Source organism: Mesorhizobium sp. M0011, from assembly GCF_040324155.1.
Classification (GTDB): domain Bacteria; phylum Pseudomonadota; class Alphaproteobacteria; order Rhizobiales; family Rhizobiaceae; genus Mesorhizobium.
This window is the reverse complement of the sequence record NZ_JAMYVQ010000013.1, coordinates 81656-107529: the sequence shown is the minus strand read 5'-3', so window position 1 is coordinate 107529 and position 25874 is coordinate 81656. Positions and strand designations below refer to the sequence as shown.

Annotated in this window: 28 protein-coding genes; 10 read left to right on the top strand and 18 right to left on the bottom strand. The window is 62.5% G+C overall.

From position 1 onward, the window contains the following. Positions 1-57: 57 nt before the first annotated feature. Both NKK51_RS16510 and NKK51_RS16505 read left to right on the top strand, forming a co-directional pair. Complete coding sequence (locus NKK51_RS16510) at positions 58-282, top strand: type II toxin-antitoxin system Phd/YefM family antitoxin (RefSeq protein WP_023813589.1); 225 nt, start codon at positions 58-60, stop codon at positions 280-282. Then, positions 279-656, top strand: a complete 378-nt coding sequence (locus NKK51_RS16505; protein WP_352553954.1) for a type II toxin-antitoxin system VapC family toxin — start codon at positions 279-281, stop codon at positions 654-656. Before NKK51_RS16510 ends, NKK51_RS16505 begins: the two co-directional genes overlap by 4 nt. Before the next feature lie 19 nt (positions 657-675). Here the strand turns inward: NKK51_RS16505 and NKK51_RS16500 are convergent, their stop codons facing one another. From NKK51_RS16500 to hmgA, 5 genes are read right to left on the bottom strand one after another with little or no spacing between them, the layout of a single operon-like run. Next, positions 676-1212 (bottom strand): DinB family protein, encoded by a 537-nt coding sequence (locus NKK51_RS16500; RefSeq protein WP_127288940.1) that lies wholly within the window; start codon positions 1210-1212, stop codon positions 676-678. 4 nt (positions 1213-1216) lie between these two features. Then, a complete protein-coding gene (locus NKK51_RS16495) occupies positions 1217-1504 on the bottom strand; it encodes a hypothetical protein (RefSeq protein WP_023813586.1) in 288 nt (95 codons plus the stop codon). A gap of 4 nt (positions 1505-1508) precedes the next feature. Beyond that, a complete protein-coding gene (locus tag NKK51_RS16490) occupies positions 1509-2522 on the bottom strand; it encodes a fumarylacetoacetate hydrolase family protein (protein ID WP_352553952.1) in 1014 nt (337 codons plus the stop codon). Next, positions 2519-3406 (bottom strand): MBL fold metallo-hydrolase, encoded by an 888-nt coding sequence (locus NKK51_RS16485; protein WP_352554002.1) that lies wholly within the window; start codon positions 3404-3406, stop codon positions 2519-2521. The genes NKK51_RS16490 and NKK51_RS16485 overlap by 4 nt, the downstream gene beginning before the upstream one ends. 11 nt (positions 3407-3417) lie before the next feature. Further along, positions 3418-4731 (bottom strand): homogentisate 1,2-dioxygenase, encoded by a 1314-nt coding sequence (gene hmgA, locus NKK51_RS16480; protein ID WP_352553950.1) that lies wholly within the window; start codon positions 4729-4731, stop codon positions 3418-3420. 87 nt (positions 4732-4818) lie between these two features. Between hmgA and NKK51_RS16475 the strand changes: the two genes are divergently transcribed. Beyond that, on the top strand, positions 4819-5280 hold the full coding sequence (locus NKK51_RS16475) for a MarR family winged helix-turn-helix transcriptional regulator (RefSeq protein ID WP_352553949.1): 462 nt from the start codon (positions 4819-4821) through the stop codon (positions 5278-5280). A 154-nt stretch (positions 5281-5434) separates the two neighbouring features. After that, the gene (locus NKK51_RS16470; RefSeq protein WP_352553947.1) at positions 5435-5941 is read left to right on the top strand and encodes a DUF2380 domain-containing protein; all 507 of its coding nucleotides are present in this window, start codon (positions 5435-5437) and stop codon (positions 5939-5941) included. An 11-nt stretch (positions 5942-5952) separates the two neighbouring features. Here the strand turns inward: NKK51_RS16470 and tdh are convergent, their stop codons facing one another. Both tdh and NKK51_RS16460 read right to left on the bottom strand, forming a co-directional pair. Next, positions 5953-6987: an L-threonine 3-dehydrogenase gene (gene tdh / locus NKK51_RS16465; protein ID WP_013532321.1), complete on the bottom strand. Its 1035-nt coding sequence runs from the start codon at positions 6985-6987 to the stop codon at positions 5953-5955. A 52-nt stretch (positions 6988-7039) separates the two neighbouring features. Next, positions 7040-8227 carry a glycine C-acetyltransferase gene (locus tag NKK51_RS16460; RefSeq protein ID WP_352553945.1) on the bottom strand — a complete coding sequence of 396 codons (1188 nt, stop codon included), beginning with the start codon at positions 8225-8227 and terminating at the stop codon, positions 7040-7042. 329 nt (positions 8228-8556) lie between these two features. On the opposite strand from NKK51_RS16460, the gene NKK51_RS16455 reads away from it, so the two are divergent. Beyond that, a complete protein-coding gene (locus NKK51_RS16455) occupies positions 8557-10623 on the top strand; it encodes a putative bifunctional diguanylate cyclase/phosphodiesterase (protein ID WP_128305075.1) in 2067 nt (688 codons plus the stop codon). A gap of 133 nt (positions 10624-10756) precedes the next feature. Further along, on the top strand, positions 10757-11497 hold the full coding sequence (locus NKK51_RS16450; RefSeq protein ID WP_352553943.1) for a polysaccharide deacetylase family protein: 741 nt from the start codon (positions 10757-10759) through the stop codon (positions 11495-11497). Here the strand turns inward: NKK51_RS16450 and NKK51_RS16445 are convergent. The 3 genes from NKK51_RS16445 to NKK51_RS16435 form a co-directional block, all read right to left on the bottom strand. Further along, positions 11485-11934 (bottom strand): type II toxin-antitoxin system VapC family toxin, encoded by a 450-nt coding sequence (locus NKK51_RS16445; RefSeq protein ID WP_023813577.1) that lies wholly within the window; start codon positions 11932-11934, stop codon positions 11485-11487. The genes NKK51_RS16450 and NKK51_RS16445 overlap by 13 nt on opposite strands. 8 nt (positions 11935-11942) lie before the next feature. Beyond that, positions 11943-12185: a type II toxin-antitoxin system Phd/YefM family antitoxin gene (locus tag NKK51_RS16440; protein ID WP_023813576.1), complete on the bottom strand. Its 243-nt coding sequence runs from the start codon at positions 12183-12185 to the stop codon at positions 11943-11945. 77 nt (positions 12186-12262) lie between these two features. After that, the gene (locus tag NKK51_RS16435; RefSeq protein WP_023813575.1) at positions 12263-12688 is read right to left on the bottom strand and encodes a MarR family winged helix-turn-helix transcriptional regulator; all 426 of its coding nucleotides are present in this window, start codon (positions 12686-12688) and stop codon (positions 12263-12265) included. Positions 12689-12803: 115 nt separating this feature from the next. Here NKK51_RS16435 and NKK51_RS16430 point away from each other — a divergent pair, with 115 nt between their 5' ends. After that, on the top strand, positions 12804-13211 hold the full coding sequence (locus tag NKK51_RS16430; RefSeq protein ID WP_127258021.1) for a hypothetical protein: 408 nt from the start codon (positions 12804-12806) through the stop codon (positions 13209-13211). Between the two features lie 143 nt (positions 13212-13354). Here the strand turns inward: NKK51_RS16430 and NKK51_RS16425 are convergent, their stop codons facing one another. Continuing rightward, on the bottom strand, positions 13355-15400 hold the full coding sequence (locus tag NKK51_RS16425) for an oxidoreductase (RefSeq protein ID WP_352553941.1): 2046 nt from the start codon (positions 15398-15400) through the stop codon (positions 13355-13357). Between the two features lie 102 nt (positions 15401-15502). On the opposite strand from NKK51_RS16425, the gene queF reads away from it, so the two are divergent. Further along, positions 15503-15964: a preQ(1) synthase gene (gene queF, locus NKK51_RS16420; protein ID WP_010915503.1), complete on the top strand. Its 462-nt coding sequence runs from the start codon at positions 15503-15505 to the stop codon at positions 15962-15964. Positions 15965-15973: 9 nt separating this feature from the next. On the opposite strand, the gene NKK51_RS16415 is transcribed toward queF, so the two are convergent. From NKK51_RS16415 to NKK51_RS16400, 4 genes are all read right to left on the bottom strand, one after another. After that, complete coding sequence (locus tag NKK51_RS16415; RefSeq protein ID WP_352553939.1) at positions 15974-16585, bottom strand: hypothetical protein; 612 nt, start codon at positions 16583-16585, stop codon at positions 15974-15976. A gap of 4 nt (positions 16586-16589) precedes the next feature. Continuing rightward, complete coding sequence (locus NKK51_RS16410) at positions 16590-17069, bottom strand: DUF3828 domain-containing protein (RefSeq protein WP_352553937.1); 480 nt, start codon at positions 17067-17069, stop codon at positions 16590-16592. Between the two features lie 96 nt (positions 17070-17165). Further along, positions 17166-18815, bottom strand: a complete 1650-nt coding sequence (locus tag NKK51_RS16405; protein WP_352553935.1) for an ABC transporter substrate-binding protein — start codon at positions 18813-18815, stop codon at positions 17166-17168. Positions 18816-18857: 42 nt separating this feature from the next. Then, positions 18858-20408 carry a trimethylamine methyltransferase family protein gene (locus NKK51_RS16400; protein ID WP_128305066.1) on the bottom strand — a complete coding sequence of 517 codons (1551 nt, stop codon included), beginning with the start codon at positions 20406-20408 and terminating at the stop codon, positions 18858-18860. 90 nt (positions 20409-20498) lie between these two features. Here NKK51_RS16400 and NKK51_RS16395 point away from each other — a divergent pair, with 90 nt between their 5' ends. Then, positions 20499-21401 (top strand): LysR substrate-binding domain-containing protein, encoded by a 903-nt coding sequence (locus NKK51_RS16395; RefSeq protein ID WP_127288978.1) that lies wholly within the window; start codon positions 20499-20501, stop codon positions 21399-21401. 276 nt (positions 21402-21677) lie between these two features. After that, complete coding sequence (gene mutL / locus NKK51_RS16390; protein ID WP_352554001.1) at positions 21678-23552, top strand: DNA mismatch repair endonuclease MutL; 1875 nt, start codon at positions 21678-21680, stop codon at positions 23550-23552. 79 nt (positions 23553-23631) lie between these two features. Here the strand turns inward: mutL and NKK51_RS16385 are convergent, their stop codons facing one another. The 3 genes from NKK51_RS16385 to NKK51_RS16375 are packed head-to-tail and all read right to left on the bottom strand — an operon-like array spanning position 23632 to position 25795. Beyond that, complete coding sequence (locus tag NKK51_RS16385; protein WP_127288980.1) at positions 23632-24522, bottom strand: DMT family transporter; 891 nt, start codon at positions 24520-24522, stop codon at positions 23632-23634. A gap of 12 nt (positions 24523-24534) precedes the next feature. Continuing rightward, complete coding sequence (locus tag NKK51_RS16380) at positions 24535-24861, bottom strand: antibiotic biosynthesis monooxygenase family protein (protein WP_023813566.1); 327 nt, start codon at positions 24859-24861, stop codon at positions 24535-24537. Between the two features lie 58 nt (positions 24862-24919). Then, on the bottom strand, positions 24920-25795 hold the full coding sequence (locus tag NKK51_RS16375; RefSeq protein ID WP_023813565.1) for an alpha/beta fold hydrolase: 876 nt from the start codon (positions 25793-25795) through the stop codon (positions 24920-24922). Positions 25796-25874 lie beyond the last annotated feature (79 nt).

The window sequence follows — 25874 nt, the reverse complement described above, 5'->3', positions numbered from 1 at the left end:
CGGGCTTCTTGCGGCGCGACCAATTATGACCTAAATTATGGTCATAAGGATCGCGCTATGAATGTTTCCATCGCCGAGGCCAAGGCCAAATTGTCGGAACTCGTCAGCCGCGCGGAAGCCGGCGAGGAGATCGTTCTCACACGCCACGGCAAGGTGGCCGCGCGCATCGTACCGCCGGCAGCGGCCGAACCACTGCCGCGTATTGGCGCCTTGAAGGGCAAGATTTGGATTGCGGACGATTTTGATGAACTCGGTCCCGAATGGGACGAGTACGTGAAATGACGGTCGGCCCGTTTCTCGCCGACACGCATATCATCCTGTGGTCGATTTCAGACGATCCACGTCTCAGCCAGCACCACCGCGCTATCTTGGCTTCGGAAGCGGTGGTGTTCGCGAGCGCGGCAAGCGTCTGGGAAATTGCCATCAAACGCTCAATCGGAAAACTCAACGCGCCGGACGATCTGCCAACGCTGCTTCCCAGAATGCAATTTCAGCCACTTGCCGTCACTTTGCAGCATGCGAACGCCGTCAGCAGCCTACCCCACCATCATGGTGATCCATTCGACAGACTGCTGATCGCGCAGGCGCAAATGGAGAACCTAGCAATCCTTACATCCGACCCGTGTTTTGCCCGTTATGATGTCGCTCTGGGATGATTAGCGAGACAAGTCGCTCTCACAAACCCAACCGCTCGACCTCTCTCTCCCTCAGCTTCGCATCATAACAGAGCAGAAATTCATCCAATTGCGGCGGCTTGACCGACGTGCCCGAAAGCATTGCGTGCACCTGGCCGCGGTGATGGATGTCGTGCAGAAAGACATGGGCGAGGATATCGCCGATGCGCTCGGGGATCATGCCGTCCTCGCGCCGGTCGGTGATGACGCGGCGATCGAGATCGTCGGCCGACAGCCTATCGCAAAAGGCGATCAGCCGCCGGTCGGCTGCGACCTGCGCGGCAAACAACGCCGCCGGCTCGTCGAGGGGCACGAAGTCGTCATGGGCGGCAGCACCGAGACCACCCTCTTCGAGAAAATCGAGATAGAGAAGATCGACCGCAAGGATGTGGTTGAGCGTTGCCTTGATCGACGGAAAGAAGCTGGTGCGTTCGGCCTCGAACTCACCGGGCTGGAGGGACAGCACCGCGCGGTAGAGCCGGTCGTTCGACCACAGATTGTTGCCGGCCATACGGCGCAGATGGTCGAGCAGGTTCACGAGATCATCCCCCTGCCCGCACCAGATGCAAGCCTGCCCCCATGATCGCGAATCCGGCAAGAACGATCAGCAGCAGCCCGTTCATGCGCCGACGCATGGCTTGCGTCTCCTCATCCCGCGCGACTTTCATGTTGGTGATGGTGTGGAACATCATCGCCTTGCGCGGAAAGCCGCCGCGGTTGGTCAGGTCAGGCGAGCGCGCCTCGATGCGGTAACTCAGCCGGATCGCCTGGATGAAGACCGCCAGTATAGCGAGTGCCCAGACACCGGCCAGCAGATAGACCCCGGTCATGCCCTTACCTCTCGTATTTCTCGACCTTCTGCTCGATGGCGCCGAATATCGAATGCCCGGTCTTGTTCTTCATCTCGATGCGCACCGTGTCGCCGAAGCGCAGGAACGGCGTTTTGGGTTCGCCTGACACAATGGTCTCGATCATGCGCAATTCGGCGATGCAGGAATAGCCGGCGCCGCCGGCCGAGACAGGCTTGCCCGGCCCGCCGTCGAGCTTGTTGGAGACGGTGCCGGAACCGATGATCGTGCCGGCGGCTAATGGCCGTGTCCTTGCCGCGTGAACGATCAGCGCCGGAAAGTCGAAGGTCATGTCGACACCGGCATTGGCGCGGCCGAACGGCTTGCCGTTGAGATCGGCAAGCAGCGGCAGGCTGACCTTGCCGCCGTCCCAGGCGTCACCCAGTTCGTCCGGCGTCACCGCGACCGGCGAAAACGCCGAGGACGGCTTTGACTGGAAAAAACCAAACCCCTTCGCCAGTTCCGGTCCGGTGAGCGCGCGCAGCGTGACGTCATTGACCAGCATGACCAGCCGGATCGCAGCGCGCGCTTCTTCGAGAGTGGCGCCCATCGGCACGTCGTCGACAATGACGGCGACCTCGCCCTCCATGTCGATGCCGAAGCCTTCGTCAGCCATGCGGATCGGGTCACGTGGCGGAATGAAGGCGTCCGAGCCGCCCTGGTAGATCAGCGGGTCGGTCCAGAAGCTTGCCGGCATCTCGGCGCCGCGCGCTTTGCGCACCAGTTCGACATGATTCACGTAAGCCGAGCCGTCGGCCCATTGATAGGCGCGCGGCAGCGGCGAGTGGGCGTCATGCTCGTGGAAGCGCTCCGCCGGCACCGCATTGTTCTCAAGCGATTCCGCTATTGTCGCGAGATGCGGGGCGATGCGGCGCCAGTCGTCGAGCGCCGCCTGCAGCGTGCGCACCAGGAACGAGGCGTCGGTGAAGCGTGTCAAGTCGCGCGAGACGACGACGAGTTTTCCGTCGCGCGTCCCGTCCTTCAATGTGGCAAGCTTCATGCAGTTTCCTCTCCTTGTGCAGCTTTCTCGCTGCTTAAGCCCACAACAAGGCCGTCGCGGGCGATCGTCAAGTCGCCGGCCCATGTTTTCCTGACAGCGTCAGTCCAGTCGGCCTCGCCGATCCCGGGATCGTCGGCCGGAATGAGGTGGTTGAGCACCAACCTCTTCACGCCGGCATCGCTGGCGATGCTGCCGGCCTCTTCGGCAAAGCTGTGGCTGGCGAGCAGGTGGCCTTTCAGCCGCGCGCCATTGCCGGTCCTGGCCACCAGCCGCTCGATGCCTTCCTCCAGCATGGCTTCATGGACCAGGATATGCGCACTCCGGGCGAACTCCGCGAGCGGCGGATAGAAGGCCGTGTCAGCGGAGAACACCACGCTTTTCCCGCCGTGTTCGAAGCGCAGGGCAAAACAGTCGGTCACCGGCGGATGCTCGACGCGCAGCGCCGAAACCGTCAAGCCGCCCTGCTCGAGCACCTGGCCTTCGCCGAATTCGACGATCGAAACCAGGTCTCGAATATCCGGCCGGCCCTCGTCGACGATGCGGATTTCGATATCGAACTCCATCGCCTGGCAAAAGCGCTGCCAATAATGATCCGTGCCGGGCGGACCGAACACGTGGACCGGCGCCGCCAGACCCGCCGTCCAGGCGGTGTGGATCAGCGGCCCCAGTTCCAGCACATGGTCGGAGTGCAGATGCGTGATGAAGATCAGGTCGAGTCCCTTCAGGCTGACACCCGCGTTGACCAGACCACGCGTGACGCCAAGTCCGCAGTCGACGACGATGCTGCGGCCGCCGATCTGCAGCAGCGACGAACTTGGCCATGGGCCACCCGGCCGCAGTGCCGGGCCGCCCTTCGAGCCAAGAAGCACCAGCCGATCCGGCATTGGCTCGGTGCTCAAGGCCAGTCGCCCTCGGGCGTGCCGTTGAAACGCTTCTTCAGATCCGCCCAGCAGTCGATGTAATTGTCCTGCCGGGTTTCGAGTTCGGCGCCGTAGCGGGTCAGCATCTGCGGAAATCGGGTCTCGAACATGAACGCCATGGTGTTGTCGAGCTTGACCGGTTTCAGGTCCGCGCGCGAGGCCTTTTCGAAGCCAGGCGCATCCGGCCCATGGGCCAGCATCAGATTGTGCAGGCTGATGCCGCCGGGCACAAAGCCTTCTTCCTTGGCGTCGTACTGGCCATGGATCAGGCCCATGAACTCGCTCATGATGTTGCGGTGATACCAGGGCGGCCGGAACGTATCTTCGGCCACCAGCCAGCGCGGCGGGAAGATGACGAAGTCGATATTGGCGGTACCCTCCTCGCCGCTCGGTGCGGTCAGCACCGTGAAGATGGACGGGTCGGGATGGTCGAACAGCAGCGCTCCGACCGGCGAAAAGGTCGCCAGATCATATTTGTAGGGCGCGTAGTTGCCGTGCCAGGCAACGACGTCGAGCGGCGAATGGCCGATCTCGGTGACATGGAAATTGCCGCACCATTTCACCGTCAGCCGGCAAGGCGTTTCCTTCTCCTCGAACCAGGCGCAAGGCGTCTTGAAATCGCGCGGATTGGCCAGGCAATTGGCGCCGATCGGGCCACGGTCGGGCAGCGTCAGCTTGGCACCGTAGTTTTCGCAGACATAGCCGCGCACTTCCTTGTCGACCAGCTCGACCTTGAAGACCAGACCGCGTGGCAGCACGGCGATCTCGCCGGGCCGAAGCTCTATGACGCCCATCTCGGTGACGAAGCGCAAGGCGCCGACCTGCGGCACGACCAGCAACTCGCCGTCGGCGTTGAAGAAATGATCGTCCGCCATCGAGCGGTTGGCGACATAGACATGGGCTGCCATGCCGGTCTGCCCGAGCACATCGCCTGATGTGGTGATGCTGCGCATGCCCTTGATAAAATCGGTAGGCTCCTTCGGCATCGGCACCGGATTCCAGCGATACTGGCCAAGCGCCAGTTCATGATCGCCGACATGGGGAGCGGTCTTCCACAAGGGATAGCTGGCCGCCTTGAAACGCCCAGTGTGCTTGACGCTCGGTCGGATGCGGTACAGCCAGGAGCGCTCATTGGTGCCGCGCGGCGCAGTGAAGGGAGAGCCGGAAAGCTGTTCGGCGTAAAGACCGTAGGCCGGCCGCTGCGGCGAATTCCGTCCCTGCGGCAGCGAGCCGGGCAGCGTCTCGGTTTCGAAGTCGTTGCCGAAGCCCGGCATATAGAAAAAGGCCATTGCTTCCTCCCAAAATGGATGTCAATTGACCAAACTGGTTTCATTTGTAACCATTGAAAATGTAACCATCAATGGCGGCTTTGAAAAATGGTGATCGAAGCGTCCGACGCGCCTGAAATTCTCAATCTGGAAAATTTCCTGCCCTACCGGCTGCACCGGCTTGCCGAGGCCGTCAGCCGGGAATTCTCGAGGATATACAAGGATCGTCACGGCCTCACGCGTCCCGAATGGCGCACGCTGGCCGGGCTCGGACAGCGTGGCACGATGACGGCGACGGCGCTGGGCGAACAGTCGGCCATGCACAAGACAAAGGTTTCGCGCGCTGTCGCCGAACTCGAACGGCGTCGCTGGCTGACGCGAAAACCGGACGAAAAAGACCGCCGTATCGAACATTTGACGCTGACCGGAACGGGGCTTGCCGCCTATCGTGAGATGGTGCCGCTGGCGAAGGCGTTCGAACGGGATTTGCTGGCAAGACTAAGTGCTGAAGAGCGCGCGGCGATCACCAGCGGACTGGCTGCATTGGAGACCAGCCTGGTCCCGAGCTAGTCCAAGATCAAGCCAATCACTCTGAACGACTGAGTTCGAGCGAGACTGCGTCGGAGCTCCCACCACACCCAAAACATAGCATTGCCTTCGATTTGATCGTGATTTGCGTTGTCAGGCCGCGTATAATGCCCATCACACCGACGGGAGGACTACGATGAGCATTCGCACATTAAGTGTCCTGGTGACGCTGCTTGTAGGCACCTGCACATTTGCGCAGGCCCAGCAGACAAAGCCGATGTCGATTGAAGTGTTCCCTTTCGAATTGGAGGATAAGAGCGCCGGGGCGGGAATAATTCCCCCGGATGAATATGACAGGCGCTATCTGTCGGAATCGGCACAAGTTGCGAGGGACATGCTCTCCAAGTCTGGGCGTTTTACAGTAATTGATGTGCCGGCGAGGGATACACAGGCTGCTGCGCCGCACGGATTGCGCAACTGCGCTGGTTGTGAAGGCCCGATTGCCAAGGAGCACGGCGCGTCGCTTGCCTTGCTTGGCGTCGTAACGCGCGTCAACCGAACAGAACATACTATGTTCATTCGCATCCTTGACGCCGAAACCGGGAGACATGTTTCGGAGGGGTTTACCGATCTTCGCATGGGTGCGAACCACGCGTGGCCCCGCTCCGTGAAATGGCTGATGAAAAACAGAATTCTGCGGTAGGGCGGCGGCATCTACCAGTCCATCACCACCTTGCCGGAACTGCCGCTGCGCATCGCATCGAAGCCGGCCTGAAAGTCGTCGATGCCGATGCGGTGCGTGATGAGGCCGGAGACATCCAGCGGGCCCTGCACAAGCGCGATCATCTTGTACCAGGTTTCGAACATCTCGCGGCCGTAGATGCCCTTGAGATGCAGCATCTTGAAGATGACCTTGTTCCAGTCGATCTCGAAGCCGGTCGGCGCGATGCCCAGAATGGCGATCTTGCCGCCATTGTTCATGGTGTCGATCATGTCGCGGAAGGCGGGGGCGGCGCCCGACATTTCGAGGCCGACGTCAAAGCCTTCGGTCATGCCAAGCGCCGGCATGACGTCGCGCAGCTTTTCCTTCGAGGCGTCGACGACGTGCTGGACGCCGAGTTTCTTGGCCAGCGCCAGCCGCACCGGGTTGATGTCGGTGATGACCACTTTGCGCGCGCCGACGCATTGGGCGACGAGCGCGCCCATGATGCCGATCGGCCCAGCGCCCGTGACCAGCACGTCCTCGCCGACCAGATCAAAGGACAACGCGGTGTGGACGGCATTGCCCAAGGGATCGAAGATGGCGGCGATCTCGTCGGGCACATCATCGGGGATCGGCACGACATTGTGCTGCGGGATCGCCAGATACTCGCCGAAGGCGCCCGGACGGTTGACCCCGACGCCGAGCGTGTTGCGGCACAGATGTCCCCTGCCCGCCCGGCAGTTGCGGCAATGACCGCAGACGATGTGGCCTTCGCCCGACACGCGCTGGCCAACCTTGTATTCGGTGACCGCAGCGCCGAAATCGGCAACGGTGCCGACGAATTCATGGCCGGTGACCATCGGCACCGGCACCGTCTTTTGCGCCCACTGGTCCCAATTGTAGATATGCACGTCGGTGCCGCAGATCGCCGTCTTCTTGATCTTGATCAGCACGTCGTTGGGACCGATCTCCGGTACCGGCACCTCTTCCATCCAGATGCCTGGCTCGGCCTTGGCCTTCACCAGCGCCTTCATCATGTTCGACATGCTTTTGTCCCTTGAATCTCTTGATCCGGAATCGCTTTTCGATTCCGGCCTTTCAGGAAATGACCCCGAGTTCGCGCCCGACGGCGGCAAACGCTTCCACTGCCCGATCGATATCCGCGCTGGAATGGGCCGCCGACATCTGCGTGCGGATGCGGGCTTGCCCTTTCGGCACCACCGGGAAGGAAAAGCCGATGACGTAGATGCCGCGCTTCAGCATGCGCGCCGCCATCTCCTGCGCCAGGCTGGCATCACCCAGCATCACCGGAATGATCGGATGATCGGCTCCGGCCAGCGTGAAGCCGAGTTTGCCCATCTGCGACCGGAAGCGCGCCGCATTGTCGTAGAGTTTGTCGCGCAGCCCATCGCCGTCTTTGATCAACTCGAACACTTTGATCGAAGCGCCGGCGATCGCCGGCATTAGCGTGTTGGAGAAGAGATAGGGCCGTGAGCGCTGGCGCAGCCAGTCGACCACCTGCCTCTTGCCCGAGGTGTAACCGCCGGACGCGCCGCCGAGTGCCTTGCCGAGCGTCCCGGTGATGATATCGACCCTGCCCTCGACGCCGCAATGCTCGGCCGAGCCGCGGCCGTTCTGGCCGACGAAGCCGACGGCATGGCTGTCGTCGACCATCACCATGGCGTCGTATTGCTCGGCGAGATCGCAGACACCCCGGAGATTGGCGATGATGCCATCCATCGAAAACACCCCATCGGTGGCGATCAGCCGGAAGCGGCAGTCCTTGGCTTCCTTCAGGCGCGCCTCGAGATCGGCCATGTCGTTGTTGGCGTAGCGGAAACGCTTGGCCTTCGACAGCCGCACGCCATCGATGATCGAGGCATGATTCAAGGCATCCGAGATAATGGCGTCTTCCTCGCCCAGCAGCGTCTCGAACAGGCCGCCATTGGCATCGAAACAGGAGCCGTAGAGGATGGTGTCTTCCATGCCGAGGAAAGAGGAAATCGTGGATTCGAGCTGCTTGTGCTCTTCCTGCGTACCGCAGATAAAGCGCACCGATGCCATGCCGTAGCCATAGCGATCGAGCGCCTGCTTGGCAGCATTGCGCAAATCGGCGCTATCGGCGAGGCCGAGATAGTTGTTGGCACAGAAATTCAGCACCTTGTCGCCGCCGACCTCGATCTCGGCCGACTGCGTCGAAGTGATCACCCGCTCCGACTTGTAGAGGCCTGCCGATTTGAGCCCCGCGAGCTCGCTGTCGATGTGGGAGAGGAATGCTGCGGTCATGGTCGGCCTCGTTTGATGTGGGCTGACTGTCGTCTCGTCCGCGCGAAAAATCCATCGCAAAAACGACCGACCGGTGGCAAGCAGCACGATGCGGCCCCGGTGTCGATCATCATGCGGCCCAGGAACGACACCACGACAAAGGGTTCTGGCCGATGACGCTCAAATGCAGGTCTGGCGCTAAACGAGCCGATAACCATTTCGCGATCTTTCGACAGCCGCCCCTCGCCGGGCAGCCGTCGATTTCCGGTCCTGTTAACGTTTGCAGTTCAATGGTGCTCATACAAGAATCTTTAGGCAAGAATCCGTAGGCGAGAGGGCCGCCCCCGAAAATGTCGCAGCAGCCGGTGCAAACCGTTTCAGGCAAGCTCATACTGCTGATCAAGGCTGGCTATTGGCTGGCCCTGCTGATCATTGCGGCCATGGTGATAGCCTCCTTCATCCTGCTGCAGCAGATGATGGCCACCCAGCAGCACAACCACACCTTGCTCGACATCGTCAGCACGCAAAAGACGCTGTCGCAGCGCATCGTCTTCCTTGCCAGCGCAACGGGTGCCGGTTCACGCGACAAGCAACCGGCGCTGGTCAGCGCGCTCAAGCAGGCAACGGCGGAGTTCGAGACGAACTACGACCTGCTGCTCGATCAGACGGGAGCCGATCCGCAATCGCCGGCCAAGCTCGACCCGAAGTCGATCGAAAGCGTCCTTTTCGCCAAGCCCTTCCACCTCGACTATTTCTCGGTCGGGCTGATCGCCAATGGCGAACGCCTGATCTCGGCCTATGAATCGCAATTCAGCGGCAATGGCGGTTACAAGGGCGGCGGCGAACGCGTCAATCTCGACGCGTCTGTCGCCAACGCGACCTTGTCGGGCTATGCCGCGCTTGGCCAGCGCATCACTGCCGACGCCGACGACCGCTCCGAGAAGCTGCTCGCTCTCCACCGCACGCTGTTCTACGCCACAATCGGCGTCATCATACTGGTGGCGCTGTTCATCTTCAGGCCGATGTCGAACGCCATCCTGCGCAAGACGCATGAATTGATCGACGCGCGCAATTCCATGGCCTTCATCGCGGTGCATGACGGCCTCACCGGCCTGCACAACCGCACGTTCCTGACCGATCATTTCGACACGCTGATCAAGGGCACGCACCGGCGTCGCGAACGCCTTGCCGTCGTCCAGCTCGATCTCGACCGATTCAAGCAGATCAACGATACGCTCGGCCACGCCGCCGGCGACTATGTGCTGGTCGTCACGGCACAGCGCATGCGCGATTCCTGCCGGGCGTCGGATCTGTGCGTGCGCCTGGGCGGCGACGAGTTCGTCATGATCCTCGGCGGCGCCGGCGGCACCGAAGACATCAATATGCTGGCGCGGCGCATCCTGGCACACATCAACGAGCCGATCGTCTTCCAGGGCACGACCATTCTCCCAGGCGCCAGCGCCGGCATCGCCGTCTACCCGATCGACGCCGACAATGCCCAGGACCTGCTGGTGCACGCCGATCTGGCGCTGTACTCAGCCAAGAAGCTTGGCGGCGGCAACTTCTCGTTCTTCTCCGAGGAGTTGCGCCGCGAACTCGACTATCGCAAGCAGCTCGAGCACGACATCAAGGTCGCCATCGCGGAGCGGGCGTTCCAGGTCTATTTCCAGCCGCAGGTTTCGCTGACCAACGGCACGATCAGCGGCATCGAGGCGCTGGTGCGCTGGAACCATGCGGAGCGCGGCATGATCCCGCCCGGCGAGTTCATTCCGGTCGCCGAGAAATGCGGCTTCATGCCCGAGATCGGTCGCATCGTCATCACCAAGGCGATCAACGAGGCGGCCGAATGGAATCGCGCCGGCATTGCCTTCGGACGGCTTGCCGTCAATGTTTCCGGCACCGAGCTGCGCGAGCACGACTTCGATGCGTTCTTGTTCGAGACGCTGGAAAAGGCCGGGCTGCCGCCGCAGAAACTGTCGCTGGAAATCGTCGAATCCGTCATCCTCGATGACGAAAAGACGGGCATCGCGGCCAAGCTGCGGCACATCCGGGCAGCCGGCGTCCATCTTGAACTCGATGATTTCGGCACCGGCTATGCTTCGCTCAGCCATGTCAACCCGAACGAGATCGACCGGCTGAAGATCGATCGCCGCTTCGTCCAGAACATCCATGAGAATGGCGACAACTCGAAGATCGTCCGCGCCATCACCGAGCTGGCGCGTGGCCTTGGCATCTCGATCGTCGCAGAGGGCGCCGAAACCGAGGCCGAGCTCAATTCGCTGATGGCGATCGGCTGCGACCAGGTGCAGGGCTACTCCATCGCCTTCCCGATGCCGCACGACAAGGCGCTGGAATGGCTGACCGCCCGCATGCCCAAGAAGGCCAAGCTGACGGTGCTGCAAGGAAGCCTGGCATAGGTTTGCCTTTTTGTTTGTGCATGTCGTTATCCCAAAACCGCTGCGCACTTTTGGGCGACATGCACCGGCTCGCCTTGACAAGCCGTTGTGGACATGGCGGCCTTGTCGTGATCGCAACCGGATATCGGGGCCGATGACACCGTTTCGGTTTGTGCTGGCGGCGCTTTTGATTTTTGCGGTTCCCGCCCAAGGGGCCGATCGCATAATCTATCTTACCTTCGACGATGGGCCGCTGAACGGCACAAGCAACATCCTCGATGTGCTGGAAGCCGAGCAGGTTCCTGCAACCCTATTCATGGTCGGCATGCACGCACAGGCTAGCGCCGCCAACAGAGCGCTCGTCCAGCGTGCCAGGCAGCTTCCTCTGGTGACGCTCGGCAACCACAGCTACAGCCATGCCTACAATCACTACCGGCATTTTTACGGCGACACCGAAGGTGTCGTCGCCGACATGGTACGGGCAAACGCGGTGCTCGGGTTGAAGCCCCTGGTGCATGCAAGACTGCCGGGGCGCGACGTGTTCAGGCTGCCCTCCATGTCGAAGAACGACACTTCGCTTGGCCTCGCCCAGGAGGGGCGTGAAGAGCCCGATTACGAGTTTGTCGCGGCCTCAGGCTTCTATCTCTACGGCTGGGACCATGAATGGGTGCACAAGGACAACGGCGAGCCGGTGCAGAGCGTCGATCATCTGGTCAGCGAGATCGATCACCTGTTCGGCTATGGCCGCTTCGTCAAGCCCGGCAAGCTGATCCTGCTGATGCATGACGAGATGTTCCAGGACGGCTTCGACGGCAAGACGAAGCTGACCAATTTGATCGCCGCGCTGAAGCTGCGCCATTACACTTTTGGGACAATCCAGGGCTACGACGACTGAGCCGGCAAAGACGGCAAGCTCTTCAGCGGATTGAGCATTGGCACACCAAGTGGCGCGAAATGACGCTCGTTGTCCGTCAGTATCGTTAAACCATGGACCTCGGCTGTGGCAGCGATCGCTATGTCTTCAAATCCAGGCCGGTGCGCCCTCGCCCGATCCAGGATTAGTCCCGCAGCATGCGCGGCGCGCAAATCGAAGGGAAGCACTCTTTCTCCATAAAGGTGCTGAACCGCTTGCCACCAGCCGCGCAGCGAGTTCGCCTTTGTTGTCGCACCCTCACGTTCGGCCTTCGCTATTCCAGCGGCAACTTCGGATGCGGTGACAACGGACAGGAACAGATGGTTGCTCGCCTGGTCGAGCCAAGTCGCCAATGCATGCCGATCCGCTTTCTTGGACGGCGCCATTGCTGAGATGATATTGGTATCCAGCAGAAACATCGACCGCGTTACAACGCGACCTTGCGAGCCGGTTTGCGGGAACGAGGCGGAATATCGCCAAGGTCACCAGGGAAGGCCGCCAACAATTGTCCAAAACTTGGCACGCGCGAGAGCCTTTCATAGTCTTCGAAAGACAGAATGACAGCCTGCTTGCGCCCGTGACGAGTGATGACGGCAGGCGTCCCGGCGACGGCTTGATCGACCACCGCTGAAAGTGTTGCCTTGGCATCCTTCAACTGAATCTCGCGCATAGCTTGCTCCAAAATGACTAGAGTGGTCATATAGCAGAGCAACTCGGATCAAACAAGGCCCGTCGATCCCACCAAGATCATCCCACATTCGCCCGCAACACGGCCAGCACCTGCGCGAACTCCGCCAGCCGCTCGTCGGACAGTCCGACCCGCAGCCGCTTGTCAAAGGAAAGCGCGGCCTTACGCAATGTCTCGAACATCGCTTCTCCGGCCGCGGTCAGTTCGACCAGATGAACCCGGCGGTTGATGGGATCACGGCGGCGCGTCAGCAGGCCCTGCGCCTCCATCGCGTTGAGATGGTGGGTCAACGTCGCGCCTTGGATGCCGATCATGCCGGCGAGTTCACGCTGATTGGCAAGCTTGCTCGACTTGACCGACAGCAGCGTGAGCCAGACCGGCAGCGTGCCACCGGCCTCGACCAGGGCAGCGTCGAAGGCCTGGGCAACCAGCTTGGCGGTTCGTCCGAGATTCATGCCGACTGGCGGGCGTTCGAAGGGTGTCATTGCAGGACACTAGACGGTGTCATGCACGGATGGAACTGGCGCGACTTATACATTGACATCTAACCATTTGATATCTAATTACCGAGAGATGGCGGGCTAAAGAGGAAATCCGGTCATGCAATATGTCTACATCGTCGTTATCGGCCTTCATGTCATGGCAGGTGTATTCTGGGCGGGTACGACGATCGCGGTCGGCCGTGACCCGGACATCCGGGCGGAACGGTTCTTCCGGCCGCAAATGGGCGCTGCCGGTCTGGTTTTCCTGACCGGCATACTGCTCTGGTATTTCTTTCACGAGGGCGTTTTCGGCTCGATGGAGAAGGTGCTGGCGCTGGGCATCGTGACCGCCCTGATCGCCGCCGGCGTGCAAGGCGCGCTGGTGGGCTCAGCCAGCAGGCAGCTTGCCGGTGCCGATGCGGCAACGGAAAGCCAGTTGCGCGCGAAGATGACAAGAGGCGAGCGCATCGCAGGGGGGCTGCTGGTGCTGACCGTGCTGTGCATGGCCACCGCCAGAATGTTTTGAGCGCCGCCACGCAGCACAAGCTCGCAGAATCGTACGTTGTCTGGCGACGAGCCAATGACGTGCGGGCGCGCGGCCAGACCGAAGTATACGGGCTCTCGTACGCAGGTCCGACCGCGCGCCACCGATCCTCGCGATAGCTAAATTCAGATCCGCAAGCCGAACCTGATGCCATCATAGATGGCGGCATGGATGTTGCGCGAGGCGACCGCGTCGCCGATGCGGAACAGCACGAAGCCGCCTTCTGGATTGCGCTTGGGAAAGATGTCGCCACCGCTCACCAGCCGTTCGTAGTCGACCGCACCGCCATTCTTCGACAGAGGCTTCAGCGATAGGTAGAGATCGTCGAGCGGCAGCGTACCGTGCTCGACCACCACTTGGTCGACCCTGCGCTCGCCGCGCCAGCCATCGGCGAAATCCGAAGCCAGCTCTGCGATCAGTTGATTGCCCTCGCGCCGCACCGAACGCAGCCGCGTGTTGATGGTGATGGTGACGCCCTTTTCCTGAAAGGCCCTGATATAGGGCACATGGTTCATGCCGCCCATTTCCGGGGCAAAGAAACGCTCCGGCGATACAAGCTCGAGTTTCGAGCCGGCATTGGCGATCAGTTCGGCGGCGCCCATGCCCTGATGGCCGCCATTGTCGTCATAGAGCAGCACATTTTCGGCCGGCTTGACGCTGCCGGCCATGATGTCCCAACTCGAGGTGACAAGGTTGTCGCCGGCCGTCAGCGGCGGGTTCTGCGGCAGACCGCCGGTAGCGACCACCACCACATCGGGTGACAGCGCCAGGACATCGTCTTTTTCCGCCCAGGTGTCGTAGCGGATCTCGACGCCGAGCCGATCGAGTTCGGCCAGCCGCCAGTCGATGATACCGATCAGCTCCTTGCGGCGCGGGTTCTGCGTCGCCAATCGCACCTGCCCGCCGGCCTGGCTCGATGCTTCAAGCACCATCACCTTGTGGCCGCGCTCGGCCGCGACCCGCGCAACCTCCAGCCCGCCGGCGCCGGCCCCGACGACGACGATTTTCTGCTTCGGTCCTTCGGTCTTGACGATGATATGCGGGATTTCGGCCTCGCGGCCGGTCGCGGCATTGTGGACGCAAAGCGCTTCGCCGCCCTCATAGATGCGGTCGAGACAATAGGTGGCGCCCACGCACGGGCGGATCTCATGCTCGCGCCCCTCCATCACCTTTTTGATGATGTGCGGATCGGCGATATGGGCGCGGGTCATGCCGACCATGTCGAGCTTGCCGGTGGCGATGGCGTGGCGTGCGGTGGCCACGTCGGATATGCGCGCCGCGTGGAAGGTCGGGAATTTCGTCGCCGCCCTCACCTCTCCGGCGAAATCGAGATGCGGCGAAGAGCGCATGCCGGTTACCGGGATGACCTTGGTCAGCGCCGCATCGCTCTCGATCGAGCCACGAATGATGTTGAGGAAATCGACCTTGCCGGAGCCCGCCAGCCGCCTGGCGATTTCGATCCCCTCCGCCTTCGACAGGCCTTTTTCGAAATCTTCGTCGGCGACCATGCGGATGCCGACGACGAATTTGTCGCCGACGGCCGCCCGCACGGCATCGAGCACCATGTTGGTAAAGCGCAGGCGGTTGTCCAGCGAGCCGCCGAATTCATCGTCGCGATGGTTGGTGGCCGGCGACCAGAAGCCGTCCATGAGATGGCCGTAGGATTCGAACTCGATGCCGTCGAGGCCGCCGGCCTCGCAGCGCTGGGCGGCCGAAGCATAGTCGGCGACGATGCGCTCGATGTCCCAGTCCTCGATCGTCTTCGGGAATGCGCGATGCGCCGGCTCACGCACCGGCGAGGCCGAGAGCACCGGCAGCCAGTCGGCCTTGTTCCAGCCGGTACGGCGGCCGAGATGGGTGATCTGGATCATCACCTTGCAGTCGTGCTCGTGGCAGGCGTCGGCGAGCTCGGCCAGCCACGGCACGATCCTGTCGTCATAGACATGCAGATTGCCGAAGGCGGCCGGGCTGTCGCGCGAGACGATCGCCGAGCCGGCGGTCATGGTCAGCGCCATGCCGCCCTTGGCCTTCTCTGCATGGTAGAGCCGGTAGCGCTGTTTCGGCATGCCGTCCTCGGAATAGGCCGGCTCATGGCTGGTCGACATGACCCGGTTCTTCAGCGTCAAATGTTTGAGCTGGTAGGGCTGGAGAAGCGGATCGTTGCTGGTCATCGTCTTCCTGCGGTTTCAAATTGTGCTAATGAGCGGCAAAATTCGTTTTCAAGCATGTCGTCCCGCAAGCAACTGCGGGCGCATGCGACAAGGATTGGGCCCATGATCGACACCAAAACCCTCACCCAGCTCGGCGCGCACGTCGAGACGCCACAAAGCCCCGAAGCAGCGGTCCTGGAGACCGTACCGTTTTCGCGCGGCGACGGCCCGCCGGCGATCGTGCGCTTCACCTGCCCGGAATTCACCTCGCTGTGCCCAGTCACCGGCCAGCCGGACTTCGCCCATATCGTCATCGACTACGCACCCGATGCGGCTCTGGTGGAATCGAAGTCGCTCAAGCTGTTCATGACCTCGTTTCGCAACCATGGCGCCTTCCATGAAGACTGCACCGTCATGATCGGCCGCCGCATCGTGGCGGCAACCAAGCCGCTGTGGTTGCGCATAGGCGGCTATTGGTATCCACGCGGCGGCATTCCGATCGATGTGTTCTGGCAAACCGGCGCTCCGCCCGAAGGCGCCTGGCTGCCCGACACCGGGGTGGCGCCCTATCGCGGGCGGGGTTGAGCTCGCCCATCATTCGCACTGATATTGGCTGAGTGCCCATTCGCCGGTCACCGACAGCAGGTCCGATATCTTCCAGTCGCCGTCGACCCTCTTGAATTTCCATTCCAGCCGGTGCGGGTTGCCCGATATGATGAAGGCGACGATGACCTTGGCCTGGTCGCCGTTGATCGCCTCGAGCGTCTTCAGGCTCTTGTCGATCTCGGCCTTGTCGTAATCGGCATTGTCGAGCGCCATGTTGGGGTCGAGGCACTCGCCCTGCCCGGATTTGCGCAAGGCGTCGCTCTTGTCGAGCACGGTTTTGGCCGGATCGATGAAATGGCTTCGCTCGGCTGGATCGATCTCCAGCCCGACCTGATCGTAAAACGGCCGCACCACAGCGGTCGGCGAGCCCGGCTGGATCGGTGCGGCCGGCGCGGCTTCGGCCGGCGACCATCCAACCGGCGGCGTGACCGGTTCCGCCGCTCCGCCCGGCGTATTTGCGGGCGGTGCCCCGCTGTCGCCCGGCTGGGTGCCGGCCGGGGCGTTTGCCGGCGGCGCACCCAACAGGCCTTGCGCGGTGGCGCCGCTCAGAGCCGCCAGCAGGCACACACCCGACAGCGCCAGGAACCGGCGATGGGCCATCGCTTCACTCCGGCGCCTGGCCGGCCATGCATTCCAGCGCGCTGAGCGTCCAGTCGCTGGTCTTGGAAGCGATATCCGATATCTTCCACTTGCCGTCGATCTTCTTGAGCGACCAGAGCATTTCACGTTTGGAATCGTCGCCTTCCGAAAACAAGCTGAAGGATGCCGTGACCTGTGCGTTATCGCCATCCAGCTTCTCAGACAGTTTCAGCGTTTTCGAGACGGTTTTCTGATCGAAATCCTGGGCGTCGAGACCAGGATCGAAATCGATGCAGGCGACCTGGTCCGGGTTCTTCTTCGTTGCCTGGTCGTTCAGCTCGAACAGTTTCGTCACCGGTTCGGTGAACCGGTCCCGATATTGTTCGTCGGCCTCGAACTTGACCGCCGGGACATAGAAGAACTTCACCGCGTCGGACGCCGGTCCGGCGACGGCGCCGGCCGGAAGGGCTATCGAAAGGGCGGCAACGAGCACTGTCAGTCTCATGCAGAATCTCCGGCTTTTGATGGCTTGAGCCTATCAATACCACGTATCCTGCATATCGGCTTTTTTGCGGCTCATGAAGTCCTGCAGCGCCTTGTTTCAGCCGTCCAGCCAGACATTCTGAAGGTCCATCTCGAATGTCTGGTGGACACCATAGTTCTTCACCTTCTTGTTCTGATGGCTGTAGAGCTTCTGCCAGAACGGCTGAATAATGACGCCCGAATCCTGCAGGATCTGCTCGACATCCTTCATGACCTCGCGTCGTTTCTCCACGTCGATGAGCGATAGCGCCTGCTTGAGCTTGGCGTCGAAATCGGGGTTGGAATATGCCGATTCATTCCAGGCCTCGCCGGTGCGATAGCCGAGCGCCAGCACCTGGACGCCAAGCGGGCGCATGTACCAGATCGTCATCGAATAGGGATATTTCGTCCAGTCGTTCCAGAAGGTCGAACCCGGCAGCACCGTGCGCTTCACCTTAATCCCGGCATCGCGCAGCTGGCCGGCAATGGCGTCGCCGGTATTCTTCTGCCAATCGTCCTCGATGGTGATCAGCTCATGCTCGAAGTCAGCCTGTCCGGCTTCCGCCATCAGCTTCTTGGCGCCGGCGGCGTCGCGTGTCTTCTTGGGCAGCGGATAGTATTCCGGATGGATCGGGGCAACGTGGTGGTTTTCACCAGGGGTGCCTCGCCCGGCGTAACCAAGTTGGAGGACCGCATTGTTGTCGACGGCCATTTGCAGGGCGTTGCGCACCCGCTTGTCGTCATAGGGCTTGTGGGTAATGTTGGTGCGCGCAACCAGCGTCGTCGCCGTCGCCACCTCCGATTTCACCAGATCCATCTTGTCGAGAATGTCGATGAAGTCGGCGGGCGACTCGAAATTGAGGTCGATCTCACCCGATTCGAACGCGTTAACGGTGGCGTTGAAATCGGTGCCGTAGTCGATGAACTCGACGCTGTCGAGCGGCGCTTCACCACCCCACCATTTGCCATTCTCACGACGCTTGACGACCGCCTTCTGGCCGACATCGTAGGAGACCAGTTCGAACGGTCCCGTGCCGATCGGCTTCTTGATCGGATCGGCACCATCGGCATCGAAGCTGCGATGGACGACGAGCGCCGGATAGTCGGTGAAATTCGGGATCAGTGAAATGTCTGGTTCGCTTAGCTTCAGCTTGACCGTGTTGTCGTCGACCTTGGTGATCGCACCATCCCTGGCCTTGCCGGTCTTTGTGTCGATCAGCGCGCCGACACGGGCGGCCATGGAATTGCCGGCGACATTCTTCTCGCACCAGCGCGTCAGATTGTGAGCGACGTCATCGGCGTTGAAGGCATCGCCGTTGTTCCATGTGATGCCCTTGCGCACATGCAGCACATATTCGGTGGCGTCGTCATTGATATCCCAGCTTTCGAGCAGGACCGGCTCGAAGGTGAACTGCCTGGTGTAGCGGACAAGCGGCTCCAGCCAGCAGCGCGAAATGTTCGCCAGCTCAACCCAGTCGTAGGTGCGCGGATCCTTCTGCCCCTTCACCGACATCGAGACGCGCAGCGTTCCGCCTTTCTTCGGCTCTTCGGCCAAGGCCCGATCCGGCACGGCAAGGCCGATCATGCCGTAGGCAAGCGCCGTCGATGCGCCGAAGGCGCTTGCCAGCGCCAGGAACTCGCGCCGGTCGACACGACCCGCGCGTGCTTCGATCGCCATTGCCTCGATAGCGCTCGGCACGCGATCACCACTGCTTCTGAAGAATGCCATTTTTTCCTCCCGTCTGGTTCCCTTTGATCTTGGTTCTTCGCGTCAACTGACGCTGTCCGGCAGCCTCTCCTCGCGCCGCGCGATGAAATCCATCAGGCCATCGGCGATGCCTTCGTCGAGCTTCGGCTCCTCGTAATCCGCCAGCATATTGCGCGCCTTCTCGCGACCGCGCGTGTCGTGGTCCTTCGCCCCCTCTGCCTTCCACTGTTCGAACGAATTGAAGTCCATGATCGAGGGCATGAAGAAGGCGGACTCGAAATGTTCGAGCGTATGCTGAGTGCCGAGGAAATGGCCTTGCGGTCCGACCTCGCGGATGGCCGCCATCGCTTCCTTGAAATCGTCGAACGGCAGACCGCCGGCATATTTGTACCAGCCGATGAGCTGTTCGCAGTCGGTGGCGAATTTCGAATAGCCGCAGGTCAGGCCGGCCTCGAGCCACCCGGCGGAGTGCCAGATATAGTTGGCGCCGGCGAGGATGGCGGCATGCATCAGCATGTTCGCCTCGTAACCCGCCTGGGCGTCGTTGAGCTTCGACCCGACATGAAAGCCGGACGTGCGCCACGGCAGCCGGTATTTCCGCGCCAAGGCTCCCATCAGATACATCATCTGCGCCGCCTCGGGCGTGCCGCCCATCGGAGCGCCGGTCTTCATGTCCACCGTGACCATGAACTGCCCGTAGATCTGCGGCGACCCTGGGCGCAGCAGTTGCGTGAAGGCGACGCCCGCCAGCGCTTCCGCATTGACCTGCGCAACCGCGCCCACGGCGGACGCCGAAGTCGAGGCGCCGCACAGTGCGAAGGGTGCGAGGATCAGCGGCTGGTTGCTTCGCGCATAGACCTTCATCGCGTCCAGCATGGTGGCGTCCCACACCAGCGGCGAATTGCAGTTGGTGATCGACACCAGGACCGGATTGTCGCGGACATACTCCTCGCCGAACACGATTCCCGCCATCGCCATCGTGTCTTCCGCCCGCTCCTTGGACGTGACGATGCCCATGAACGGCTTGTCGGAATGCTTAAGCGCGGAATGGATGATGTGGAGGTGACGCTTCGGTACCGCGATTTCCATCGGCTCGCAAATGACCGAACTCGATGAATGCAGCGCCGGCGCCATGTAGGCGAGCTTGTGGAAATTGTTGAGGTCGGCCAGCGTGCCGTAGCGCCTGTTGTTGTCGAGGTCACGCACATAGGGCGCGCCATACATCGGCACGAAGATGGTATTGTTGCCGCCCACCCGCACCGTACGCTGCGGATTCCTCGCATTGAGCGTGAACTCCGACGGGACCTTCGATACCAGTTCCATCAGCAGGGCCCGGTCGATCCGCACACGAGTTTCCGAAACATCCGCGCCCGCCGCCTTCCACAGCGCGATAGCCTCGTCGTCGCGGAATTCGCATCCCACCTCTTCGAGGATCAAGAGCGACTCCTCGTGGATCAGTTCGACCGCCTCATCGGGGACCATCTGGTAGACGGGGATCTGGCGGACCAGGGTCGGGAACGACGTTACAGGGGCTCCGCGCAGCGCCTTGCGCCCCAGGCGACCGCCACTGCGGCGGTTGGCATGTTCGGTCACTTCAGGGGCCGGTGCGTTCATGGCAACTCCATTCCACTCATGAAGGAGCCTAGCGCGACAAAATGGTGATGTGACGCTGGAAAATCCTGATCTCTTGTATAAGCTCAGCTTATGCGAAGCCTGCGCCACCTCCTGCCCTCGGCCGGCAGCCTGATCGTCTTCGAGGCGGCCGGGCGGCTTTCGAGCTTCACCGCCGCCGGCCGCGAGCTCGGCATGACGCAGGCCGCCGTCTCCTATGCCGTGCGCGGGCTGGAAGAGCAGCTTGGCGCCAAGCTGTTCCAGCGCCGCCACCGCCAGGTTCTCCTGACCGAGGCCGGCGAGCGCTTCCATGCCGATGTCTCGCTTGGGCTTTCGCATATCCGCAAATCGGCGGAGGATCTACGCCTGCAGGCGACCGGCGGTCATGTCACGCTGGCCGCCTCGACCGCCTTCGGTTCGTTCTGGATGATGCCGCGCCTGCAGCAGTTCCGCGACGAACTGCCGGGCATCGACCTGCGTATCCAGACCGCCGACCGCGACCTCGACATCATCGCCGAAGGTATTCCGCTCGGCGTGCGCGGCGGCGCGCCGCGGGACTGGCCGGACTATCACTCGTTGCCGCTGGCGGACGAGGAGATATTTCCCGTCGCCGGCACCAGCTATGCGGCAAAGTTCGGCCTGCCCAAATCCGCTGCCGAACTGGCCACGCACCGCCTCATCCATCTGGAGGAGCCGTATCGCGAGGCGGCCAGCTGGGACGAATGGTTCCAGTCGGCGGGCGCCAATCTCAGCGATACCGCGCGCGGCCTGCGCATCAATGACTACGGCCTGGTGATCCAGGGCGTCATGGAAGGCCAAGGCATTGCGCTCGGCTGGCGGCACCTCGCCGAGCGGTTGCTGGCGTCGGGCTTGCTGGTGCCGGTGACGGATCATGTGCTGAAGACCGGCAAGGCGTTCTATGTCGTCTGGCCGAAGAACCGGGAACTCAGCGACAACGCCCGCAAGGTGCGAGACTGGCTGGCGGCTCAGGCGTGAGGGGCAGTGCCTCCCAATCCCTTGGAAGTCGGCGGGACAGCACCCCCCTCTGTCCTGCCGGACATCTCCCCCGCAAGTGGGGAGATTGGCAGTTCCAACCTCGCCACCCTTCCTGCAGCGCTGCAGATTGGCGAAAGCCGTGGCGACATCCGATCTCCCTCCTTGCGGGGGAGATGGGCGGCAGGCCAGAGGGGGGTGCTGTCCCGCCAGCATCATCGCTATTCCGCCGACATCGAATGCTTCCTCATCGGCGTCGAATCCGCCTATAGTGGCGCCATGCCCATCCGCCAGCTTTCCGAAACGATGATCAACCAGATCGCCGCCGGCGAAGTCATCGAGCGTCCGGCGAGCGTGGTCAAGGAACTGGTCGAGAATGCGCTCGATGCCGGTGCTTCGCGCGTCGAGATCGTCACAGCCGGCGGTGGGCTGAACCTGATCCGCGTCACCGATGACGGCTCCGGCATTCCCGAACGGGAGCTGGCGCTGGCGATCGCACGACACTGCACCTCCAAGCTCACCGAGGATATCAACGACATCCGCTCGCTGGGCTTCCGCGGCGAAGCGCTGCCGTCGATCGGCTCGGTATCGCGACTGTCGATCCGCTCGCGCACGGCAGCAAGTGACAGCGCTGCCGAGATCGGCATCGAGGGTGGCCGCGTCCTGCCTGTCAGGCCGGCGGCGGCCAATCGCGGCACCACGGTCGAGGTGCGCGACCTGTTCTTCGCAACGCCGGCCCGATTAAAGTTCATGAAGGGCGAGCGCGCCGAAAGCTCGGCCACCAGCGATGTGGTCAAGCGCATCGCCATCGCCTTCCCCGCCGTGCGCTTCACGCTGGCCGGCTCGGACCGCTCGACGCTGGAATTGCCGGCGGCGGATGACAACGCCGCAGGCAGCCTGCGCCGTGTCGCCCAGGTGATGGGCGCCGACTTTCCGGACAATTCCATTGCCCTCGACGCGATGCGCGAAGGCGTGCATCTGACCGGCCACGTGTCGATCCCGTCCTTCACCCGCGCCAACGCGCTGCAGCAATATGCCTATGTGAACGGCCGCCCGGTGCGCGACAAACTGATCGCCGGCGCCATACGCGGTGCCTACGCCGACGTCCTGCCGCGCGACCGCCATGCGGTGACGGTGCTGTTCCTGACGCTCGACCCGGCCATCGTCGACGTCAATGTCCATCCAGCCAAGGCCGATGTGCGCTTCCGCGATCCCGGCCTTGTGCGCGGACTGATCGTCGGGGCAATCCGACAGGCACTGGCCGATGCCGGCGTCCGCGCCGCCACCACGGGGGCCGCCGGCATGATGGCGGCGTTCCGGCCAGGGGCCGCATCCTACGGCCACGGCGGACCGGCAAACGGCCACCGCAGCTACGACGCGGCCTACCGCGCGTCGGGTCCGTCCGGCTTCGATCCCGTCCGGTCGTCGCAGCGGCCGCTCGATATGGGTTTCGAGGGTGCGGGCTTCGAGCAGCGCGGCTTGCGTGAAAACGAGCAAGCGGCTTTCGATGCCGGTTCGCTTGCCAGCGCCGATGCACGCGCAGGGCAGGATGAAGCGGCCGAGACCCTGCTCGGCGCGGTGCTGGGCGCGGCGCGCGCCCAGGTGCATGAGAACTACATTGTCGCCCAGACCAGGGATTCGCTCATCATCGTCGACCAGCATGCGGCGCATGAACGGCTGGTCTACGAGGCGCTGAAGAATGCGCTGCACTCGCGCCCGGTGCCCTCGCAGATGCTGCTTCTGCCCGAGATCATCGACCTGCCGGAGGAGGATGCCGAGCGGCTTGCGCTGCATTCGGAAACGCTGGCCCGCTTCGGTCTCGGCATCGAACGCTTCGGCCCCGGCGCCGTCGCCGTGCGCGAGACGCCGTCGATGCTGGGCGAGACCAATGTCGGGCAATTGGTGCGCGACCTCGCCGACGAGATCGCCGACAACGACACGGTCGACACGCTGAAGGAGCGGCTGGACAAAATAGCCGCGACCATGGCCTGCCACGGCTCTGTGCGCTCCGGCCGCCTGCTCAAGGCCGAGGAGATGAATGCCCTGCTGCGGCAGATGGAGGCGACGCCCGGCTCGGGCACCTGCAACCACGGCCGGCCAACCTATATCGAACTCAAGCTGGCGGATATCGAGCGGCTTTTCGGGCGGCGATAGCTGCGGACGGATTGCGGGCCATCGCTTCGCTGCTCGATGCCGGCACATCAAGAAGGTCCCAGGCCGGCCGACAATGCCGTCACCCGCGATTTTCGCCTGGCGGCCTGAGCAGCGCGATCGCAGCCGCCGCCAGCAGGAGGATCGCACCGGCGATTTCAGCCCAGCCGACCGCCTCGCCGAAAAGCCAGGCTCCTGCCGCCAAAGCGACGATCGGCGAAACGAAGGCGTAGAGCCCGGCACGGACGGTGCCCCAATCACGCATCAGCACGAGATAGAGCGTATAGGCGACGATCGTGCCAAACAGCGACAGGAACAGCAGACTGCCGATGGCGGCCGGCGTGTGCAGCGCCTCGAGCGTCTCACCCGAGATCGGCTCCAGCACGAGCGACAGCGCAAGCAGTGCAACACCGCCGATCGCAGCCTGGACCATTGTCAGCGCCAGTGGTTTGACCGCGCCCACCAGCGGGCGCGAAACCACGCTGCCGAAGCAATAACAGGCGGTCGCAACGACGATCGCAGCGAGCCCGATGCCGCTCGAACCGCTTCCCGCGCCAAGCCGCGTCCAGAACAGCCCAACCAGCCCGATGCTGCCGATAGCGAGCGCGGAAGCGTGGCGCCAGGTCGGTCGCTCCTCGCCGGTGAATGCGGCAATCGCGAACAGCAGGATCGGGATCAGCGCCAGGTTGACCAGCCCCGACAATCCCGAGGGCACGTGCTGCATTCCCCAGAAAAGCAGACCGTAGGTGCCGGTATTGACCAGCAATGCCGAGACCACCGTCCGCCCCGTTCGCCCGTGGGCGAATGCCGCGCCGGCTCCACGCACCGCTGTTGCCAGAAGCGCGGCGGTCAGCAAATAGCGTGCCGCCGCCAGCAGTAGCGGAGGCACGTCATTGAGACCGAGCTTGATCGCCGCCCAGGTCAGCCCCCAGATCAGCGACATCACCGCGAAGAAGGCGAGATTGCGAACCACCAGATTCGCCGCTCAGCGCAGTCCCTGACGATCGACAAGTATCCGGTGGATGTCGATCCGCTCCGGCAGCTCGATCAGGAACTCGGCATCGCGGTCCAGATGATGGACTTTGGTCGGTTCGCCTCTGGTAAAGGCCGTCATCGCTTGCATGTCGGCCCAGTACGAGATGGTTGTGAACCACGTCTCGGCATCGCGGTCTTCGCGCAGCAATTGGACGCCAAGCGCCGTCTTCTCGAGGGGCGGAATACCCTCGGCACGCAGGTATGGCTCATAGGCGTCGGCGACGTCGCGGCGGGTGCGACCGCGCCAGATGCGCGCGATGGTCGGTTTGGTCGGCATGAGGTTCTCCTTCAGACAGGGGACAGCAACTGAGCGCAGCAAGCGACGCCGGGTGGGATCAGGCGTGAACACGAGCCAGGAACTCGCGGACCAGCGGCATCGCGTCGTCGAAATGTGTCTCGAGCAGCCAGTGACCCGCCCCTTCGATCAGATGCAGTTCCGCATCGGGCAGATCGCGATGATAGGCCCGTGCCGACGCCGCGGGCATATAGCCGTCCTCTGGCCCCCAAAGGATCAGCGTGGGCGGGTGGTATTCACGCAAATAAGCCTGGTAGCGCGGAAACCAGGTCAGATTGGCTTCCAGCTTCTCCATCAGACCGACGGCGATCTGCTGGCGAACCGGCGTGTTCATCAATGGCCAGTGAAGGCTCCAGAGATCGGGCGGCACGCGCGTGGCAACGTCGTCAGCCACTTCCCCGATGAACTCGGCCCGGAACCCATCCTCGCTCACGGCGGCCTCGAGCGGACGGTGCCTGTCGGGCGTCTTGTCGGTCCACCAAGCCTTGATCGTGGCGTATTTGGGGCCAAGCACGTCCTCGTAGATGTCGCCGTTCTGGATGATCAGGGCGCTGATCCGCTCCGGATGCGAGATCGCATGCCGGAGTCCTATCTGCGAGCCATAATCATGCAGCCACAAGGCGTAGCGTTCGAGACCGAATTCACCGGCAAGTTTGGAAAGCACGTCGGAATAGGCGTCGAAATCATAGCCAAAGGCGGCCGGATCTGGTGTGCCACTGTATCCGAAGCCCGGCCAGTCGAATGCAATCGTTCGCCAGCGGTCGGCGAGCGCCGGCATCAGTCGGCGGAATTGGAACGAAGAGCAGGGATAGCCGTGCGGCAACAGCAAGACAGGTGCTTCTGGCGGCCCTGCCTCGCGATAAAAAATGGATAGATCATCCAGTTGCATGCGTCGGTGCGTCGTTGCACCCGGCATTCGGACCTCCGTCGAATAAACACCGGCTAAACGCCTTTGACCGAGGGATCGTTCCGAATGAGGGAAACGGCAATATGGA